Here is a 19,481-nt window from a genome sequence, read left to right on the forward strand (position 1 = left end):
CGCGTCTAGCAGCTGCGCGCCAAGGGCTCTTCGGCGTGTGCGACGATCAGTCGACGGCTTTCCAGGCGGCCACTGGCCGGACTGACACGCCAGGCAAGCGTCGCGTCTGCGGATGGGGTGGAAGCAAGGGCGCCGAGCGGTTGCAGGGCGCGAACGCGCATGCGCGCCACGAAGGCGGATACGCCAGGGGAAATCGGGGTATTGATGTTCATGAATCACCTGTACCCGGCACGCCGGTCACAGGTGAGAAGCCAGGGATCAGCCCAGGAAGCCGCTCAACCGACCGGCCCGTTGCGGGCTCCGTCGTACTTGGGTTGTGTTCATCGCACCGGCCATCGCGTGGAGGGCCGGTCGGCATCTACTGGGAATACTGTCCATGGCTCGCTTGATCAGGAAACAAGGGTGCCCGCTGCAAGGGGCGCGCAAGTTATAGGCCTTGGGGCCAGAGGAGGTCAACCGCTGAATCGGCCTTGCCCGGCAGATCAGAAGTTTCGTTCAACGAGCAAGCAGCCTGCCTACCCGGAATCACCGCTCGACAGAGGGACGCGTCCGCCCCGCTATACTGCGCGGCCTGACTGGAGCCCTGCATGAGCCTGTTCCTCGACGCCTGGCAGCATTCCCCGACCCACAAGAAGGTCTGGGCGCTGGCCGCTCCCATGATCCTCTCGAACATCTCCGTGCCCCTGGTCGCCCTGGTGGACAGCACGGTGGTGGGCCACCTGCCCCACGCACACCAGTTGGGCGCCGTGGCGGTGGGCAGCACCTTGTACATGCTGCTGCTCGGCGTACTGGGTTTCCTGCGCATGGGCACCACCGGCTTCGCCGCCCAGGCCGCCGGCCGTGCGGACGGCGGCCGTGCGGACGGCGGCGCGCTGCGCCAGGTGTTGCTGCAGGGGCTGGGCCTGGCACTGGGGCTGGCCCTGCTGCTGGGGCTGCTGGCGGTGCCGTTCAGTGACCTGGCCCTGGGGTTGATGGACCCCTCGGCCGAGCTGGACTCACTGACCCGCGAGTTCTTTCACCTGCGGTTGCTCGGCCTGCCGGCGGCGCTGGCCAACTACGCCCTGGTCGGCTGGTTCCTCGGCACGCAAAACGCCCGCGCGCCGCTGGCCATCCTGCTGAGCACCAACCTGGCCAACATCGCCCTGGCGCTGTGGTTCGTGCTCGGACTGGACTGGGGGGTGGCCGGCGCGGCGCGGGCGGCGGTGATCGCCGAATGGAGCGGTGCGCTGATCGGGCTGGCGCTCACCCGCGGGGCCCTGCGCCGCCACCCCGGCCGCATCGACTGGCCAGCCCTGCAGCTGTGGCGGAACTGGCGGCCTTTACTGGCAGTGAACCGCGACATTTTCATCCGCTCCCTGGCGTTGCAACTGGTGTTTTTCCTGCTGACGGTGCAGGGCACGCGGATGGGCGACGCCACCGTGGCGGCCAACGCGCTGCTGCTCAATGGCCTGCTGGTCACCGCCTATGCCCTGGATGGCCTGGCTCACGCGGTAGAGGCCCTGTGCGGCCACGCCATCGGTGCCCGCGACCGCGCGGGCCTGCGCCGCGCCCTGCTGGTCGCCGGCGGCTGGTCGCTGCTGGCGAGCCTGGCCTTCGCCCTGTTCTTCGCCATTGGCGGCGGGCTGTTCATCGATATGCAGAGCGACATCGCCGCTGTGCGCGAGGTGGCCCACACCTACCTGCCCTACCTGGCGCTGCTGCCGCTGATCGCGGTCTGGAGCTACCTGCTGGACGGCCTGTTCATCGGCGCCACCCGTGCCCGCGAAATGCGCGACGCCATGCTCGTCGCGGTCGCCCTTAGCCTGCCGCTGGGATGGGGGCTACAGTTTCTCGGCAATCACGGGCTCTGGCTGGCCTTCCTCGCCTTCATGGCGGTACGCGGACTCAGCCTTGGCACGCTCGCCTTGCGCCTGAACCGGCAGGACGCCTGGTTCGTCACCCGGCCGCACTGATCGCGCTGCAAACATGACCATAACCACAACGATCGACCTGATGACCTGAAGGAGCTCCCATGGGACAAGCCGTCGCCACATACCTGCATTTTCTCTCGATCTTCGTGCTGTTCGCCCTGCTCACCCTGGAGCACCGGCTGTTCAAGCTGCCGCTGGACCTGGAGCGCGCCCGCAGTCTGGTCCGCGTCGACATCGCCTACGGCCTGGCGGCCGGCGCGGTGCTGGCCACAGGCCTGGCGCGGGTGATCGGGTACGGCAAGGGCGTGGACTACTACCTGCACAACTCGATGTTCCACGCCAAGATGGGGCTGTTCGTGCTGATCGCCCTGCTCTCCAGCTTCCCCACCTTTGTCTTCCTCAACTGGCGCAATGACCTGAAGGCCGGCCGGGTGCCGGCGGTCAGCCCCGGCAAGGCCCGCGCAGTGATCATGGTGATCCGCCTGGAATTGCTGCTGGCGCTGCTGATGCCGCTGTTCGCGGTGCTGATGGCGCGCGGTTATGGGGTGATCGGCAGCTGAGGCTGATAGCGGCACCTGGCTCCCCGTAGGGTGCGCTGCGCGCACCGATTCCGGGCCAGCTCCGGCGCAATGCTCAATCGCCGGTGCGCACAGCGCACCCTACCGCCTTGTTGGGGGTCGCCTTGCGCCCATGAAAAAGCCCGGCGCGGGGGCCGGGCTTCTTCATGCTCTACCAATCAGGACGACAGGTAGGAGGAGCGGGTGAGCCCCAGGCGCAGGGCGTCGACGTATTGGGTACGCTCGCGCGGGCTCAGCTTGGCGCTGGAAACCTTGTCGCGGTAGAGCGCCATCAGCTCCTCGGGAGACAGGTGCACGTAGCGCAACATGTCTTCGATGGTGTCGTGGGTTTCGATGCCGGCGTGGTACACGCTGCCGTCGTCATGCTGGTAGACGTTCACCGAGTCGGTGTCGCCGAACAGGTTGTGCATGTCGCCGAGGATTTCCTGGTAGGCGCCTACCAGGAACACGCCCAGCAGGTAGTCCTCGCCTTCGCGCACTTCGTGCACCGGCATGCTGGTCTCGATGCTCTGCTCGTCGACGTACTGGTTGATCTTGCCGTCGGAGTCGCAGGTCAGGTCCTGCAGCACGGCACGACGCAGGGGTTCTTCGTCGAGGCGGTGCAGCGGGATGATCGGCAGCACCTGGCCGATGGCCCAGGTGTCCGGCAAGCTCTGGAACACCGAGAAGTTGCAGATGTACTTCTCCGCGAGCTTGTCATTCAGCTCGTCGAGCACCTGGCGGTGGGAACGCTGGCGCGCCTTGAGTTGGTTGTGCAGGCGACGGCAGATGGCGAAGTAGGTCTGCTCGGCCAGGGCCTTCTCGGCGAGGGTCAGCTTGCCTTCGGCGTATTGAGTAGCGGCATCCCCCATGTAGTGGGTCGCACGCCAGTAGGTCTCGGTAACCATCTCGGCATCGGTCGGGCCGAGCATGTCCATCAGCCAGCGCACGATCTCCGGCTGTTCGGCGACGTTGTCGATTTTCGGCACGGCGTCGTTGTGGCGCTCGACGTCGGTCACCTGCATTACCAGCACGGCGTGGTGCGCGGTCATGGCGCGGCCGCTCTCGGAGAAGATGTGCGGGTGCGGCAGGCCCTGGGCGTCGCAGAACTCCTTGAGCATGCCCACGACCACGCCGGCGTAGTCGTCCATGTCGTAGTTGATCGAGCTGGCGTTACGCGAGTGAGTGCCGTCGTAGTCCACGCCCAGGCCGCCGCCGACGTCGATGTGATCGACCGGCAGGCCGAGGCTGCGCAGCTCGGCGTAGTAGCGGATGGCTTCCTTGAAGCCGTGCTGGTAGTCGGCCAGGTTGGCGATCTGCGAGCCCATGTGGAAGTGCAGCAGGCGCACGCCTTGGTCCAGGCCGGCCTTGCGGAAACGCTCGACCACGGAAAGGATCTGCGCGGCGGAGAGGCCGAACTTGGACTTCTCGCCGCCGGTGTCGGCCCACTTGGACGAGGCCAGGGACGACAGACGCACGCGCAGCCCGACCTGGGGCGCGACCTTGAGCTCGGCGGCGACGTCGATGACGTACTCCACCTCGGCTTCCTTCTCGATGACGATGAAGACGTTGTGGCCGAGCTTCTGGCCCATCAGCGCCAGGCGGATGAACTCGCGGTCCTTGTAACCGTTGCAGACGATGGTGCCGCCCTTGGGCGCCAGCGCCAGTACGGCCAGCAGCTCGGGCTTGGAACCGGCTTCCAGGCCGATGGACACGTTCTGGGTGGCGATGATGTTTTCCACTACCGCCTCCTGCTGGTTGACCTTGATCGGGTACAGGGCGGTGTAGCGGCTCTGGTATTCCAGGCGCTCGATGTTGGCGTCGAATGCGCCGGTCAGTTGGCGCACGCGGTCCTGCAGGATGTCGGGGAAACGCACCAGCAGCGGCAGGGACAGGCCCGCCTCGCGCAGGTCGCCAACGATGTCGAAGAAGTCGACCGGTGCGCTGCCGGCACCACGCGGACGCACTTCGACGCGGCCCGCTTCGTTGATTGCGAAATAGCCGGCCCCCCAGTGGCGAATACCATAGACACTGCGGCTGTCGGCCACGGTCCAACTGGTGCCATCGTCCTTGCGCGTGCGTCGTGCAGACATCGTTTTCCCCCTATGGGATAGAAAAGGGCCACGCCGCCGGATCGTGCCGGAGGCTTGGGCAGGTTAATTCGGTCGTGTGACGTTGGAGTGTTGACCGCTGCTATGACGGTCAGTTTAGAAAGCCGTGGCTCAGCCGCCGGATTTCTTGGCCTTGAAGCCGCGCTTGGCGAGTTCTTCAAGCAACAGGTCCACGTGGTCGCCCTGGATCTCGATCACGCCGTCCTTCAAGGCTCCACCCGTCCCGCAGCGACGCTTGAGCGCAGTGGCCAGTTCCTTCAGGGCCTCTTCGGCCAGCAGCACGCCGCTGACGGTGGTGACGGTCTTGCCGCCACGGCCCTTGGTTTCACGGCGCACGCGGACAATGCCATCGCCCGCAGGCACGGCGGCTTGCTTGCAGATGCAGGCGTCGATGGGTTGGCGGCAATCCGGGCAATGCCGGCCGCTGTCGGTGGAGTACACCAGGCCGCTAAGTGCGGCAAAGGACGAAGCTTTCTTGACCACCGGCTTTCCTCGTAGGGGTCAGGATAGCGACTGGTCGGCGGGGAGCCGACCGCGAAGCCCCACTCTGGCAGGGGCAGCGCAGCCCGGTGTGTGGCCGGGCTTGAAAGGCGGCGAAATTTAGCAGCATTCGCGGCGAATGCTAAGTACGAAAATGCGCCATTGATCGACAGATTGGCGACCTCGTGCAGCATCTCGCACGAAAGGGTCCGAGATTCTGCACAAACCCGCGCAGCGCGCGGCTTTGGTGCGCCTTTCGTAGGTTGGGCTGAGCTACGCGAAGCCCAACCTACAAGGTTTCGAGGTACAGCTTGAGCGCCTTGAGGGAGTCGGGGCAGCAGGGGCTCTGGGCCAGGGCCTCGTCCACGCTCATGAAGCGCGCTTCCATCACTTCTTCCGGCTGCAGCTTCAGCGGCGCATCAGAGATGGCGGAGAACACCGCACCCCAGAGGTGATTGCCCGGCTCGTCGAAATAGAAGCGGCCATGCTCGCGCAACGGCACCCCACCGATCCCGAGCTCTTCTTCCAGCTCACGGGCGGCGGATTCGGCATAGTTCTCGCCTTCTTGCACCATGCCGCCAGCGGCCACGTCCCAGTAGCCCGGGTACAGCGCCTTGCTCAGAGTGCGGCGATGCACGCAGAGCTGGCCGGCGGAGTTGAACAGGAGGATGAAGGTGCCACGAGAGATCAGCCCGCGCTCGCGCAACTCGGCGCGAGGCAGGCCGCCGAGGGGGCGATCCTGCTCGTCGACCCAGGCCACCCGTTCGGCGTCGGAGGCGGCGCGATGGGCCGCCTCGCGTTCGTCGGTGGTCATCAACCCTGCTCCAGCAGCTGGCGCAGGTCGATCACCGCAGCGTTGGCGCGAGAGATGTAGTTGGCCATCACCAGCGAATGGTTGGCCAGTACACCGTAGCCGCTGCCATTGAGCACCATGGGGCTCCACAGGGGTTCCTGAGCGGCCTCCAGCTCACGAATGATCTGGCGCACGCTGATGGTGGCGTTCTTCTTCGCCAGCACGTCGGCGAAGTCGACTTCGATGGCGCGCAAGATGTGGGACAGCGCCCAGGCCTGGCCACGGGCTTCGTAGAAGACGTTGTCGATCTGCAGCCAGGGCGTCTCGACGATCTCCTCGCTCACGGCCGGCACCTGACCGGTGACCGCTGCGGCTTCGGGGCTGATGTCGGTGTTCAGGCGCACCCGGCCGACACTCGCGGACAGGCGTTGGGACAGCGAGCCGAGGCGGGTGGCTACGTCGCCCAGCCAGTTATTCAAGTTGTCGGCGCGGGTATAGAACTGCGCATTGGGCTGCTTGGGATCGGCCAGACGGGCCAGGTAGCGGTCCAGGGAGCGAATGCCTTCCTGGTACTCGGACTCGGAGGCCGGCAGCGCCCAACTCTTGTTATCGAAGTTGAAGCGCGGCTCGGCCTTGGCCAGATCCGGGTCCTCGGTGGACTGGGACTGGGAGCGGGCGAAGTCCTTGCGCAGGGCGCGGGACAGGTCGCGCACCTGGACCAGTACGCCGTATTCCCAGCTGGGCATGTTGTCCAGCCACAAGCCGGGCGGGGCCAGGTCGTTGGACAGATAGCCGCCGCTCTTGTCGAGCAGGGTCTGACTCACCGTCTTGAGGGTTTCCACGGTGGTGTAGCCGCTGACCATCTGGCGACCTGCACGCTCAGCGGCGGCCTGGGCGTTCTGCTGCACCGGGAAGAGGTCGGGTTCGCGGCTCCAGTACCAGCCCACCACGACGCAGGCCAGCAGGTAGATCAGCAGCAGGCTGCCGAGGGCGCGGCTCAGCCACATGCCACCGAAGTAGCTGCGCACATCGTCAACCGAGTCATCGACGCGCTCGCGTGCGTCGCCCATACGCTTCTTCCAGTCCAGCATGGCAGTGTCCTTCAGATTTCGATCAACACGTGATGATTCGACCACGATCCGCCAAGGCGGTTGTGACCAGGTTATGCACTATAAGGGAAGCGCAGGCGCGGCGCAGTGGCCGCGCGCCAAACCATCCGCCGGTCCGCGCAAGCGTTTTCGTGACCTTGTCCACCTGTTGACGATATTTACCGGACGTATCGCACGAATCCGGGACAGATGGCACTGGCGTACCTTCGTCAAGGTGATAGCATGGCGCCATCATACAGGTCGTCCCCAGACGCCAGCCGACAGTCCTCACAAGAAGCCGGGCCATGACCGAGCACGAAGACCCCAGCCGCGACCGACTCAAAAACCACTTCGCCCAACGGGTGATCAACCAGGCGCGGCAGGTGCTGGAAATCTGGCAGCGCTTGCAGCGCAGCGAGTGGAGCGCGGCCTGCATGGCCGAGCTGGGCGAGGCCAGCCTCAACCTGCAGCGCTACGCGGAACGCTTCGAACAGCCCGAGCACACCCGCCTGGCGGCGGCCATCGGCAATTGCCTGCGCGGCGTGGAGGAAAACCGTGGGCGGCTGTCCAGCGACCTGATCACCGAACTCAGCCTGTTGATGCAGCGCCTGTCGAGCACTGGGCTGCGCCAGGGCGACCAGTTCGAGCAGACCTTCCTGCCGCCCCTGCGCAAACCGGTGTACCTGGCACTGGAGGGCCCGGACCGCGCCGAGCGCCTGGCCCAGCAACTGGAATTCTTCGGCCTCAACGCCCAACGTTGTGAAAGCGCCAACGCCTTTCGCTCGGCCATGGCCGAGCGGCACCCATCGGCGATCATCCTGGAAGTGGGCTTCTCCGGCCCGGGCCGGGGCCTGGAGTTGGCGCGCGAAGCCCAGCAGGGCCTGGAACAGAAGCTGCCAATCATTTTCTTCAGCCATGAAGAAGCCAATGCCCCGACCCGGCTGGCCGCTGTGCGCGCCGGGGGCCAGGAGTTCTTCACCGGCGCCCTGGATGCCTCCAGCCTGTTGGAGAAGCTGGAAACCCTGACCCGCACCGCTCACTACGACCCCTTCAAGGTGCTGGTGGTGGACGACTCCCGCGCCCAGGCCACGCACACCGAGCTGACCCTCAACTCCGCCGGCATCGTCACACGTGCCATCACCGAACCGGTGCAGGCCCTGCTGGCCCTGGCCGAATTCCAGCCGGACCTGATCATCCTCGACATGTACATGCCCGAATGCCTGGGCACCGAACTTGCCAAGGTGATCCGCCAGCACGAGCGCTATGTCAGCGTGCCGATCATCTACCTGTCGGCCGAGGACGACCTCAACAAGCAACTGGACGCGATGAGCGAAGGCGGCGACGACTTCCTCACCAAGCCGATCAAGCCGCGCCACCTGATCGCCACCGTGCGCACCCGCGCCAAGCGCGCGCGCAGCCTGAAGGCGCGCATGGTGCGCGACAGCCTCACCGGCCTGTTCAACCACACCCACACGCTGCAGTTGCTGGAAGACGCCAGCTCCCGCGCACGCCGGGAAGGCAAGCCGCTGTGCTTTGCCATGCTCGACATCGACCACTTCAAGAAGGTCAACGACACGTTCGGCCACCCCATGGGCGACCGGGTGATCAAGAGCCTGGCCCTCTTCCTCAAGCAGCGCCTGCGCAAGACCGACCATATCGGCCGTTACGGCGGCGAGGAATTCGCCGTGGTGCTGCCCGATACCGACCTGGATGCCGCGCACCGCGTGCTGGACGAAATTCGTCGCCGCTTCGCCGAAATCCGCTACCCGGCGCAACCCCACGACCTGTCCTGCACCTTCAGCTGCGGCATCGCCCAATTGCAGGACGACCCGGACATCAACCAGCTGTCCAAGCAGGCCGACGAAGCGCTCTATCGCGCCAAGCACGGCGGTCGCAACCGGGTAGAGCGCTGACCGACCGAAGCCCGCCGTCACGGGACTGTCACCGAACAGCAATATCATCTGGCCATCTCCCAGAGCCGGTTCTCGGGCGCACGCGCGATCGAGTGCCGGCTATCTGTAGTCTGCGAGGACCCGATGCGCCTGAAACTGCTCACCAATCTCATCACCCTGTTGCTGGTCACCGTGTGCCTGGCGCTGGGGGCCACGCTCTGGTGGTCGCAACACGCACTGGAGCGGCCCTATCAGTTGATGGAGCAGTACCTGGAACTGGCCCAGCGTTTTCGCACCGAAGTGGCGGACAACGTCCAGGACTACCTCAATAGTGGCGACGCTCTGCGCCACAGCGCCGCCAGCCAGGGCATCGACAGCCTGGAGCAACGCCTCGGCCAGCTCCCCGAGGCCCTCACCGATGAGCTGCGCCCCAGCTTCGACGAACTGCGCGAGTTCACCCGCAGTGAATTGCTGGGTGCCGGCAAGCTGGCGGGCGATCCCCAGGGCCTGTTGATCCAGGCCGAGCGGGAAATCGCCGGCGCGCTGGACCAGCTCGCCCACTACGCCACGTCTGCCAGCAGCCCAACGGCCAGCGACTACCGCCCGCCGCTGTTCGCCGCCGCGCAGCACCTCAACCGCCTCAGCCAGGCGCGCGCCAAGCTGGTGGCCAGCGGCCGCGACGAGCTGGCGGCTGACGTCGAACGTGAACTGGAAGCCCTGAGCCGCGACAGCGCCCAGCTCGACCAACTGCCCCTGCTCGGCGTGGCCGACAGCAGCAGTTCGGCTGCCGACGACTTCGCCGCCATGATGGGCCTGGAAAACAGTGGCGACACCAGCCAGGCCGAGGACCAGGGCATTGCCCTCAAGCGCGAGCTGTCCAGCCTGCTCAAGCGCTATCCCGGTGAGCTGGCACGCACCCGCGAATTGATCCAGCGTCGCGCCGAACTGGCCGCCGCCACCGCGCAACGGGTGGACGCCCTGCAAGTCGCCCTCGCCGCCCTGGAACCTCAGGTACGCGCTGAGCACGGCCGAATCCAGGGCGAAGTCCGTCTGATACTGGGCCTGATGATCGGCCTGATCCTGCTGATCGCCTTGTGCATCGACCGCATCCAGCGCCGTCTGACCCAGGTGCTCGGGCGATTGGTCAGCGCCCTGGGCGCCTGGGCCGCTGGCGACTTCAGCCGGCCGATTGCCCTGAACGCCAACACCCTCGACCTGCGCCGCATCGAAGACTCCCTCAACCGCCTGCGCGACTACCTCGGGGAACTGGTAGGCACCATCCGCCAGCACGCCGAGCGGGTGGCCGGCAGCAGCAGCGCCCTGGCCGACCTGAACAACGGCCTGCACGCCGGCGCCGAAGACCAGGCCGGTGGCACCGCGCAAATCCGCGATGCGCTGGGCGAACTGGAAAGCACCATCCAGCAGGTAGCCGGCGACGCCAGCCTGGCCGCCGATGCCAGCCGCGATGCCGGACTGGCCGTGGAACAGGGCCAGCGCGTGATCGATCAGAGCCTGGCCGGCCTGCACCAACTGGTTGGCGAGGTGCAGAACAACGCACAGGCCGTGGAACGCCTGGCCGTAGAGACCGAAACCATCGACAAGGTTCTGACGGTGATCCGCGGCATTGCCGAGCAAACCAACCTGCTAGCCCTCAACGCCGCCATCGAGGCCGCCCGCGCCGGGGAAATGGGCCGGGGCTTCGCCGTGGTTGCCGAGGAAGTGCGCTCCCTGTCCCAACGCACCACCGGCGCCACCACGGAAATCCAGCAGTTGATCGCCCGCCTGCAACAGGCCGCGCGGCAGTCGGTGGAAGCCATGCGTATCCAGGTGGAACACGCCGAGGCCAGCGCCAAACAAGCCGCCGCCGCCGACGGCGCGCTGGTGGAGGTGGTCAGCGCCATCCGCACCATCGCCAACATGGCCGAGCGCATCGCCGACGCCACGGCCCAGCAGAGTGGCGCCGTCAGCGATATCCGCGATCACAGCGAACAGATCCACCAACTGGGCGGCGACAACCTGGCCCGCATCGGCGAGAGCCGCAGCCAGGGCGAGCGCCTGCTGCAATTGGGTGGCGAGCTGCACACGGCGGTGCAGGCCTTCAGGGTGTGAGCCGCACGCGACCTATTGTCGCGCTCGACCACCGGCCAGACTCATCCGCAAGGTGCCGGGCGGCATTCCGCTTCAGCCCACCGACCGGAGCCACGCCCGTGACCATTTGGTCAGGTGACAAAACCGCTTACAGCACGGAGCCTGCAGGAAACCGTCGAGGTTCGCTATGATGCGGGCATTTTCTACCCAAGAGACCTCCATGCGCCGCCTGCTGAGCCTGATTCTGTTGCTGGTGGCCCTGCCCGCTGCCGCAGGGTTGCTGGACAACCGCCCGAGCCCGAACCTGGGTGCCTCCCTCAATAACAGTGGCGACTTCCTGCCGGTGCGCGAGGCCTTCCGCCTCAGCCTGGTGGAAAGCACGCCCACGTCGGTGAAACTGCGCTTCACCAATGCCGAGGGCTACTACCTCTATCGGCATCGTTTCCAGTTCCGCGCCGAGCCCGCCGACAGCGGCCTGGGCCAGCCGGTACTGCCCGCCGGCAAGCACAAGACCGACGAATTCTTCGGCGACGTCGAGGTGTACTACGGCGTAACCGACGTCGTCCTGCCGCTGGACCCGGCCCGCAAGGCTCCCACCGAGCTGCGCGTCACCTATCAGGGCTGCGCCGACAAGGGCCTGTGCTATCCGCCGGAAACCGAGGTGATTGCACTGGCCGAAAGCGCAGCCGCCGGCGACGGCGGCCAATCCGGTAACGGCGCCGTGGGCAAGGCCTGGAGCTGGCATGAACTGGCGCTGTTCTTCCTCGCCGGCCTTGGGCTGACCTTCACACCCTGCGCGCTGCCGATGCTGCCGATCCTGTCCGGCGTGGTACTGCGCGGCCAGGCGGGCGGCAGCCGCGGCCTGGTGCTATCGCTGGCCTACGTGCTGCCGATGGCGGCCTGCTTCGCCCTGCTGGGCGCGCTGATGGGTGTGTTCGGTGCCGAACTCAACCTCCAGGCACGACTGCAATCCCCGTGGGTACTGGTGCCCTTCGCGGCGTTCTTCACCGCCTTTGCGCTGGCCATGTTCGGTCTCTACGAACTGCGCCTGCCGCGCTTCATCAGCGGCCCGCTGGATACCCTGGCCGGCAGCACCAAGGGCGGCTCCATCTGGAGTGCGGCCCTGCTCGGCGTGGTCTCCAGCCTGCTGGTTTCCCCCTGCGTTTCCGCGCCGCTGGCCGGCGCCCTGCTCTATATCAGTGCAAGCGGAGATGCCCTGGGTGGCGGCCTGAAACTCTTCGCCCTAGGCCTGGGCATGGGCGCCCCGCTAGTGCTCTTCGCCACCGGCGGCGGCGCACTGCTGCCCAAGGCCGGGCAGTGGATGGTCAGCGTGCGCAACGCCTTCGGTGTGCTGCTGCTGGCCGTGGCCGTGTGGATGCTCGAACGCGTCCTGCCCGGCCCACTGGCACTGGGCCTCTGGGGGCTGCTGGCGGGTGGCGTGGCGCTGTTCCTCGGCGCACTGGAATTCACCCCCAAGGCGCCCCGCGAGCGCCTGGCGCAGCTCGGCGGCCTGGTCTTGCTGGTCTATGCCGTCGCTGCCTGGGCCGGCGCCCTCCAGGGCGAATCCGACCCGCTGCGTCCGCTGGGCCGTGCGCACCTGGTTGGTGCGCCGACTGCGACGCCGACCGTCGGCGAATGGCAAACCATCAAGACCCCGGCGGAACTCACCGGAGCCCTCGCCGAAGCCAGGGCCTCTGCCCAGCCCCTGCTGCTGGACTGGTACGCCGACTGGTGCATTAGTTGCAAGGTGATCGAACGTGAAGTCCTCACCGCCACGGAGGTTGCCTCGCAGCTGGGCGGCTACCGCCTGATCCGCTTCGACATGACCGAGAGCAACGCCGAACAACGCGCCCTGCTCGACCGCTACAAGCTGTTCGGCCCGCCCGCCATCCTCTTCTTCAACGGCCAGGGTGACGAATTGGCCGATCTGCGTGTCGTAGGTGAAGTCGATGCCAAGGCCTTCGCCGCCCGCCTGCAACAGGCGAACGCATCGCGCTGATGCATGCAACGTCATATATTTGCCGTAAACACCGGGCATCTTGTCGACTATTGTTGGCAACTGGACAGCCTTTCCGGCTATCCGGCATAGTGCCGCCTGGCCTCCAATAAGGAACACACAGCATGGCCACCCTGCTCGTCCTGCATGGCCCCAACCTCAACCTGCTGGGCACCCGCGAACCCGACAAGTACGGGGCGACCACCCTGGCCGAGATCAATCAGGACCTGGAGCGCCGCGCCCGTGAGGCGGGCCACCACCTGATGGTCCTGCAGAGCAATGCCGAGTACGAACTGATCGACCGGATTCATGCGGCCCGAGGTGAAGGAGTGGACTTCATCCTCATCAATCCTGCTGCTTTCACGCATACAAGTGTCGCCCTACGTGACGCATTGCTCGCAGTGAGCATCCCATTCATCGAAGTGCACCTGTCCAACGTGCACAAACGAGAACCTTTCCGCCATCACTCCTACTTTTCCGACGTTGCCGTAGGAGTGATCTGCGGTCTGGGTGCCACCGGCTACCGCCTGGCCCTGGACGCGGCGCTTGAACACCTTGAACGCCCCTGACCTCACCCTTGGGAGTTGATGATTGATGGATATCCGTAAAGTCAAGAAACTGATCGAACTGCTGGAAGAATCCGGTATCGACGAACTGGAGATCCGCGAGGGCGAAGAGTCCGTGCGCATCAGCCGCCATAGCAACAAGGCGATGGCTGCCCAGCCGTTCTACGCCGCCGCCCCCGCGCCGTTTGCTCCTCCGGTCGCTGCCGCCGCTCCGGTTGCTGCCGCTGAAGCCGCCGCCCCGGCCGCACCGAAGCTGAACGGCAGCGTCGTTCGCTCGCCGATGGTCGGCACCTTCTATCGCGCAGCCTCCCCCACCTCGGGCAACTTCGTCGAAGTCGGCCAGAGCGTGAAGAAAGGCGACATCCTCTGCATCGTCGAAGCCATGAAGATGATGAACCACATCGAAGCCGAAACCAGCGGCGTGATCGAGTCCATCCTGGTGGAAAACGGTCAGCCGGTTGAGTACGACCAGCCGCTGTTCACCATCGTCTGAACCGCGGAGAGCCTGCGATGTTGGAAAAAGTCCTGATCGCCAACCGTGGCGAGATTGCCCTGCGCATCCTACGCGCCTGCAAGGAGCTGGGCATCAAGACGGTGGCAGTGCACTCCACGGCCGACCGTGAGCTGATGCACCTGTCCCTGGCCGACGAGACCGTCTGCATCGGTCCGGCCTCGGCAGCCCAGTCCTACCTGAACATCCCGGCGATCATCAGCGCCGCCGAAGTGACCGGCGCCACCGCGATCCACCCGGGTTACGGCTTCCTCGCCGAAAACGCCGACTTCGCCGAACAGGTGGAGAAGTCCGGCTTCGCCTTCATCGGCCCGAAAGCCGACACCATCCGCCTGATGGGCGACAAGGTGTCTGCCAAGGACGCCATGAAGCGCGCCGGCGTACCGACGGTTCCGGGCTCCGACGGCCCGCTGCCGGAGGACGAGGAAACCGCACTGGCCATCGCCCGCGAAGTGGGTTACCCGGTGATCATCAAGGCCGCCGGTGGCGGTGGTGGTCGCGGTATGCGCGTGGTGCTCGAGGAAGAAGAGCTGATCAAGTCGGCCAAGCTGACCCGAACCGAAGCCGGTGCAGCGTTCGGCAACTCCATGGTCTACCTGGAGAAGTTCCTCACCAATCCGCGCCACGTCGAAGTGCAGGTCCTGTCCGACGGCCAGGGCAACGCCATTCACCTGGGTGACCGCGACTGCTCCCTGCAGCGCCGCCACCAGAAGGTGCTGGAAGAAGCCCCAGCCCCGGGCATCGACGAAAAGGCCCGCGCCGAAGTGCTGGACCGCTGCGTCCAGGCCTGTATCGAAATCGGCTACCGCGGCGCCGGCACCTTCGAGTTCCTTTACGAGAACGGTCGCTTCTACTTCATCGAGATGAACACGCGCGTGCAGGTAGAGCACCCGGTTACCGAAATGGTCACCGGTATCGACATCGTCAAGGAAATGCTCAGCATTGCCGCCGGCAACAAGCTGTCGATCAAGCAGGACGACGTGGTCATCCGTGGCCATGCGCTGGAATGCCGGATCAACGCCGAAGACCCGGATAACTTCATGCCCTGCCCCGGCAAGGTGACTTACTTCCACGCACCGGGCGGTAATGGCGTGCGTGTGGATTCGCACCTGTACAGCGGTTACGCAGTTCCGCCGAACTACGATTCGCTGATCGGCAAGCTGATCACCTACGGCAACAGCCGCGAAGAAGCCATGGCGCGCATGCGCAATGCGCTGGACGAGATCGTCGTCGACGGGATCAAGACCAACATCCCGCTGCACCGCGACCTCACTCGCGACAAGGGTTTCTGCAAGGGTGGCGTAAACATCCACTACCTGGAAAAGAAACTCGGCATGGATAAGCACTGATCCATACCGGTGCCTGATCCACGACACAGGGGCTGCCATATGGCGGCCCTTGTGTTTTTCCAGCCTGTGCTCAAGTAAGCTTGCGCGCCTGCCGCACGTGCTCGCTGAATTTTCAAGAGGTCCCGCCATGCCCTGGTTACAAGTCCGTCTCGCCATCACCCCGGAACAGGCGGAAACCTACGAAGACGCCCTTCTGGAAGTGGGCGCCGTGTCCGTAACCTTCATGGACGCCGAAGACCAGCCTATCTTCGAGCCGGACCTGGGCACGACGCCGCTCTGGTCCCACACCCACCTGCTCGCCCTGTTCGAAGCCGATACCGACGAAGCCAGCCTGGTGGCGCACCTGGAACTGCTGACCGGCGGCCAACTGCCGGAACACCAGATCGAGCGCATCGAGGACCAGGACTGGGAACGCAGCTGGATGGACAACTTCCAGCCCATGCGCTTCGGCCGCCGCCTGTGGATCGTGCCGAGCTGGCATGCCGCCCCCGAGCCGAATGCGGTGAACCTGCTGCTGGACCCGGGCCTGGCCTTCGGCACGGGCACCCACCCGACTACTGCCCTCTGCCTGGAATGGCTGGACGGACAGGCCCTCGACGGCTGCGAAGTCCTCGATTTCGGCTGCGGTTCGGGCATTCTCGCCATTGCCGCGCTGCTGCTCGGCGCGCGCCAGGCGGTGGGCACCGATATCGACATGCAAGCCCTGGAAGCCTCCCGTGACAACGCCTCGCGCAATGGCATCGATCCGGCGCGCTTCCCGGTCTATCTACCTGCCGACCTGCCGGCCAAACCCGCCGAAGTGGTGGTGGCCAACATCCTGGCGGGCCCGCTGGTGTCCCTGGCACCGCAAATCACTAGCCTTGTCGCCCCTGGTGGACGCCTGGCCCTGTCCGGCATCCTCGCCGAGCAGGCCGATGAAGTGCGCGCCGCCTATGCCGACGCCTTCGACCTCGACCCCACGGCGGTGAAAGACGGCTGGGTACGCATCAGTGGCGTGCGCCGCTGAAGCGCTGGAGCCCAGTGGATCGAGTAAAATAGCCTTTCGTTTCGACCGGATCGCCGCATGACCGACAGCTTCGTCACCCAGTGCCCGCATTGCCAGACCAGTTTCCGCGTCAGCCGCGCCCAGCTGGCCGTGGCCCATGGCGCCGTGCGCTGCGGAGCCTGTCTGCATGTGTTCAATGCCGCGCAGCAGCTACTGGCCGCCAAAGGCCAGGGCCGGGCAGCGACAACGTCAGTCGAGAGCCCCGGAATCCCGGCGGCGACCACCGCCCCCAAGCCGGCCGCCCCCCAAGCACCGGCCACGCCGGTACCCAGCGTTGCCACCGTGCTGAAGCAGCCGGCTGCGCCGCTGGCCGCCCCACCCGCCACGGCTTCCACCGGCGACACCCGGTGGATCCACGACGATCTGGACCTCGACAGCCTCGACCTTGACGAAGAGCTGGCCAAGCTGGAACAGGAAGAAAAGCGCCTGTCCCGCGACCTGCTGGGCCCCGAAGCCCCGGTGCGCGCCCAGTCGCAGCCCGTGCCACGCCAGGACGAAGGCTGGGCCGAAGCGCTGCTGGAAGCAGAAGAACGCAAACCCGCCCCGGCCCCCGAACCCGAGCCGGAACCCGACCTCGAACTGCGCGCCGAGCCCATCGCCGAGCCCGCCAACCGCGCTCCCATGGAGCCGCCCAGGCCCACTCCAGCGCCACGCACCGAACCCAGCCTGTCCATGGACCTGGTGGAAGACGAGCCCGGCCCGGACTTCAGCCTCGGGGCCGCGCGCGACGACGAGCCGGAGGACCTGCGCGACGATATCGACGACGATCTAGACGAGCCGCAAGCCGCCGAGCCCGCGCGCACTCAGCCCCAGCGCGCCGAGCCGGGCCTGCGCGATGAAGGCCTGCTCGATCTCAATGACGAGCCGCTGCAACTGGACTGGCAGGAATCCCGGCGCCCCTGGGGCCGCTGGATCGGCTGGACCCTGCTGAACCTGTTCGCCGCCGGCGCCCTGGCCATCCAATACATCGGGTACCACTTTGACGAATTGGCACGGCAGGACCAGTACCGCCCGTGGTTCCAGCAGATCTGCCCGGAAATCGGCTGCCAGCTGCCCTCCAAGGTGGACATCGAGCTGATCAAGAGCAGCAACCTCGTGGTGCGCAGCCACCCCGAGTTCTCCGGTGCCCTGGTGGTCGACGCGATCCTTTACAACCGCGCGGCCTTCGCCCAGCCCTTCCCGCTGCTGGAACTGCGCTTCGCCGACATCAATGGCCAACTGCTGGCCAGTCGCCGCTTCAAGCCGGGTGAGTACCTGTCCGGTGAATTGGCCGGACAGGCGGAAATGCCTCCGCAAACCCCCATCCACGTCAGCCTGGACATCCTCGACCCAGGCACCAAGGCCGTGAACTACAGCCTCAGCTTCCACTCCCCCGAATAAGCCGAAAGCGCCGGATTCCGGCGCTTCCAGGGCACAGCTAACGCCTAGCGATAAGCCTGCCGCTGTTCAGAATTTGTTCAAAACAGCCTTTATCAGGTCATCGAGAGCGGGTATCATGCCCACCCTTTTTCGAACTCCCCCAGGTTTGCCACGAAACGTCGGCGAGCGATGGCCAGGCGAGGCGAAAATCGGCGAGGACGCGGAGTTTACGAGCTGTAAATGAGCATTCCGAACCGATTTTCAACGACGCATGGTCGAGCGCAGCCAGTTTCGTTCAAACCTTGCACTCAACTGAGCAGGCCCCAAACAGGGAAGACCTATGTCGGCGGTTAGCATTGGCCCTTATGCCTTGCCCAATCAGGTGATACTCGCCCCCATGGCGGGTGTGACCGACCGGCCGTTCCGGCTGCTTTGCCGCCGCCTTGGCGCCGGCATGGTGGTGTCGGAGATGGTGACCAGCGATGTGCGCCTGTGGAACAGCCGCAAATCGCGGCTGCGCCTGCTCCACGAGGGGGACCCGGAGCCCCGCTCCGTCCAGATAGCCGGTGGTGATCCGGACATGCTGGCGGAAGCGGCCAGGGCCAATGTTGAACTCGGTGCGCAGATCATCGACATCAACATGGGCTGCCCGGCGAAGAAGGTCTGCAACAAGGCCGCCGGCTCGGCGCTGATGAAGGATGAGGCCCTGGTGGCCGACATCCTCAACGCCGTGGTCAAGGCCGTCGATGTGCCCGTCACCCTGAAGATCCGGACCGGCTGGGACCGATCGAACAGGAACGGCATTACCGTGGCGAAAATCGCCGAACAGGCGGGCATCCAGGCCCTGGCTGTCCACGGACGGACCCGCGCCGACCTGTACACCGGCGAAGCCGAGTACGACACCATCGCTGCGATCAAGCAGGCGGTGTCCATTCCGGTCTTCGCCAATGGCGATATCGACTCGCCGCAGAAAGCCAGACAGGTCCTCGACGCCACCGGCGCCGATGCCCTGCTGATCGGTCGAGCGGCTCAGGGGCGACCCTGGATCTTCCGCGAGATCGCGCATTACCTGGCGACCGGTGAACTTCTGCCGGCACCAGGCTTGATCGAGGTGGAACGGATACTGCTGGAGCACCTTGCCGCACTGCACGCCTTCTATGGCGACGAGATGGGCGTTCGCATCGCCCGCAAGCATGTCGGCTGGTATCTGGCAACCCTGCCCGGCGCCAGGGAGTTTCGCGCCAAGTTCAATCGTTTGGAGTCCACGGACGCGCAGTGCGCCAACGTTCGGGAGTTCTTCGCCGAGCGTCACAACGAAGGGGATAAGGCCGCATGACGACGATGACCGAGAATTTTTTTGATGGGGCAACACCCGTGAGCGACAACGCCAACCTGAAACAGCACCTGACGGCACCCACCGCAGAGGGCCAGACCCTGCGTGGCAGTGTCGAGAAGGCACTGCACAACTATTTTGCCCATCTTGAGGGCGCCGCCGTCACGGACGTGTACAACCTGGTGCTTTCCGAAGTGGAAGCGCCGCTGCTGGAATCCGTGATGAATTACGTCAAGGGTAACCAGACCAAGGCTTCCGAAATGCTGGGCCTCAACCGGGGCACGCTGCGCAAGAAGCTCAAGCAATACGACCTGCTTTGACGGGCAGGAGCTGGAAGCCGGAAGCCTGAAGCGGGAACACCCCCCGACAATCACGCTTCCGGCTTCCAGTTTCAGGCCTGACC

The 19,481-nt window shown here is 65.7% G+C and carries 17 protein-coding genes; 12 read left to right on the top strand and 5 right to left on the bottom strand.

Translation table 11 applies throughout. The features are described from left to right. Positions 1-5: 5 nt before the first annotated feature. Positions 6-212, bottom strand: coding sequence for a hypothetical protein (locus tag THL1_RS25410; RefSeq protein WP_069085828.1), 207 nt, complete (start codon positions 210-212; stop codon positions 6-8). Positions 213-587: 375 nt separating this feature from the next. Here THL1_RS25410 and THL1_RS25415 point away from each other — a divergent pair, with 375 nt between their 5' ends. Both THL1_RS25415 and THL1_RS25420 read left to right on the top strand, forming a co-directional pair. Further along, on the top strand, positions 588-1,952 hold the full coding sequence (locus THL1_RS25415) for an MATE family efflux transporter (protein WP_069085829.1): 1,365 nt from the start codon (positions 588-590) through the stop codon (positions 1,950-1,952). A gap of 59 nt (positions 1,953-2,011) precedes the next feature. After that, a complete protein-coding gene (locus THL1_RS25420; protein WP_069085830.1) occupies positions 2,012-2,470 on the top strand; it encodes a DUF2214 family protein in 459 nt (152 codons plus the stop codon). 176 nt (positions 2,471-2,646) lie between these two features. On the opposite strand, the gene speA is transcribed toward THL1_RS25420, so the two are convergent. The 4 genes from speA to THL1_RS25440 form a co-directional block, all read right to left on the bottom strand. Beyond that, positions 2,647-4,560 carry an arginine decarboxylase gene (speA, locus tag THL1_RS25425; protein WP_069085831.1) on the bottom strand — a complete coding sequence of 638 codons (1,914 nt, stop codon included), beginning with the start codon at positions 4,558-4,560 and terminating at the stop codon, positions 2,647-2,649. Positions 4,561-4,689: 129 nt separating this feature from the next. Beyond that, entirely contained in the window at positions 4,690-5,061 is a 372-nt protein-coding gene (locus THL1_RS25430) for a translation initiation factor Sui1 (protein ID WP_069085832.1), read from the bottom strand. Between the two features lie 286 nt (positions 5,062-5,347). Further along, positions 5,348-5,872: an NUDIX hydrolase gene (locus tag THL1_RS25435; protein WP_069085833.1), complete on the bottom strand. Its 525-nt coding sequence runs from the start codon at positions 5,870-5,872 to the stop codon at positions 5,348-5,350. Continuing rightward, entirely contained in the window at positions 5,872-6,942 is a 1,071-nt protein-coding gene (locus THL1_RS25440) for a DUF2333 family protein (protein WP_069085834.1), read from the bottom strand. The genes THL1_RS25435 and THL1_RS25440 overlap by 1 nt, the downstream gene beginning before the upstream one ends. Positions 6,943-7,244: 302 nt before the next feature. Here THL1_RS25440 and THL1_RS25445 point away from each other — a divergent pair, with 302 nt between their 5' ends. From THL1_RS25445 to fis, 10 genes are all read left to right on the top strand, one after another. Continuing rightward, entirely contained in the window at positions 7,245-8,852 is a 1,608-nt protein-coding gene (locus THL1_RS25445) for a response regulator (RefSeq protein WP_069085835.1), read from the top strand. A 1,044-nt stretch (positions 8,853-9,896) separates the two neighbouring features. Then, positions 9,897-10,940 carry a methyl-accepting chemotaxis protein gene (locus tag THL1_RS31495; RefSeq protein WP_414703767.1) on the top strand — a complete coding sequence of 348 codons (1,044 nt, stop codon included), beginning with the start codon at positions 9,897-9,899 and terminating at the stop codon, positions 10,938-10,940. Between the two features lie 199 nt (positions 10,941-11,139). Next, positions 11,140-12,918: a protein-disulfide reductase DsbD gene (locus THL1_RS25455; RefSeq protein ID WP_069085837.1), complete on the top strand. Its 1,779-nt coding sequence runs from the start codon at positions 11,140-11,142 to the stop codon at positions 12,916-12,918. 122 nt (positions 12,919-13,040) lie between these two features. After that, positions 13,041-13,484 carry a type II 3-dehydroquinate dehydratase gene (gene aroQ / locus THL1_RS25460; RefSeq protein WP_069085838.1) on the top strand — a complete coding sequence of 148 codons (444 nt, stop codon included), beginning with the start codon at positions 13,041-13,043 and terminating at the stop codon, positions 13,482-13,484. 25 nt (positions 13,485-13,509) lie between these two features. Beyond that, positions 13,510-13,974, top strand: a complete 465-nt coding sequence (gene accB / locus THL1_RS25465; protein ID WP_069085839.1) for an acetyl-CoA carboxylase biotin carboxyl carrier protein — start codon at positions 13,510-13,512, stop codon at positions 13,972-13,974. A gap of 17 nt (positions 13,975-13,991) precedes the next feature. Then, complete coding sequence (accC, locus tag THL1_RS25470; protein ID WP_069085840.1) at positions 13,992-15,341, top strand: acetyl-CoA carboxylase biotin carboxylase subunit; 1,350 nt, start codon at positions 13,992-13,994, stop codon at positions 15,339-15,341. A gap of 127 nt (positions 15,342-15,468) precedes the next feature. Continuing rightward, the gene (prmA, locus tag THL1_RS25475; RefSeq protein ID WP_069085841.1) at positions 15,469-16,347 is read left to right on the top strand and encodes a 50S ribosomal protein L11 methyltransferase; all 879 of its coding nucleotides are present in this window, start codon (positions 15,469-15,471) and stop codon (positions 16,345-16,347) included. A 57-nt stretch (positions 16,348-16,404) separates the two neighbouring features. Next, complete coding sequence (locus THL1_RS25480; RefSeq protein ID WP_069085842.1) at positions 16,405-17,766, top strand: DUF3426 domain-containing protein; 1,362 nt, start codon at positions 16,405-16,407, stop codon at positions 17,764-17,766. Positions 17,767-18,085: 319 nt separating this feature from the next. Beyond that, positions 18,086-19,081 (top strand): tRNA dihydrouridine synthase DusB, encoded by a 996-nt coding sequence (gene dusB / locus THL1_RS25485; protein WP_069085843.1) that lies wholly within the window; start codon positions 18,086-18,088, stop codon positions 19,079-19,081. Further along, the gene (gene fis / locus THL1_RS25490; RefSeq protein WP_028630726.1) at positions 19,078-19,398 is read left to right on the top strand and encodes a DNA-binding transcriptional regulator Fis; all 321 of its coding nucleotides are present in this window, start codon (positions 19,078-19,080) and stop codon (positions 19,396-19,398) included. Before dusB ends, fis begins: the two co-directional genes overlap by 4 nt. Positions 19,399-19,481 lie beyond the last annotated feature (83 nt).

The sequence above is a fragment of the Pseudomonas sp. TCU-HL1 genome, from assembly GCF_001708505.1.
In the GTDB taxonomy this organism is placed as follows: Bacteria; Pseudomonadota; Gammaproteobacteria; order Pseudomonadales; family Pseudomonadaceae; genus Metapseudomonas.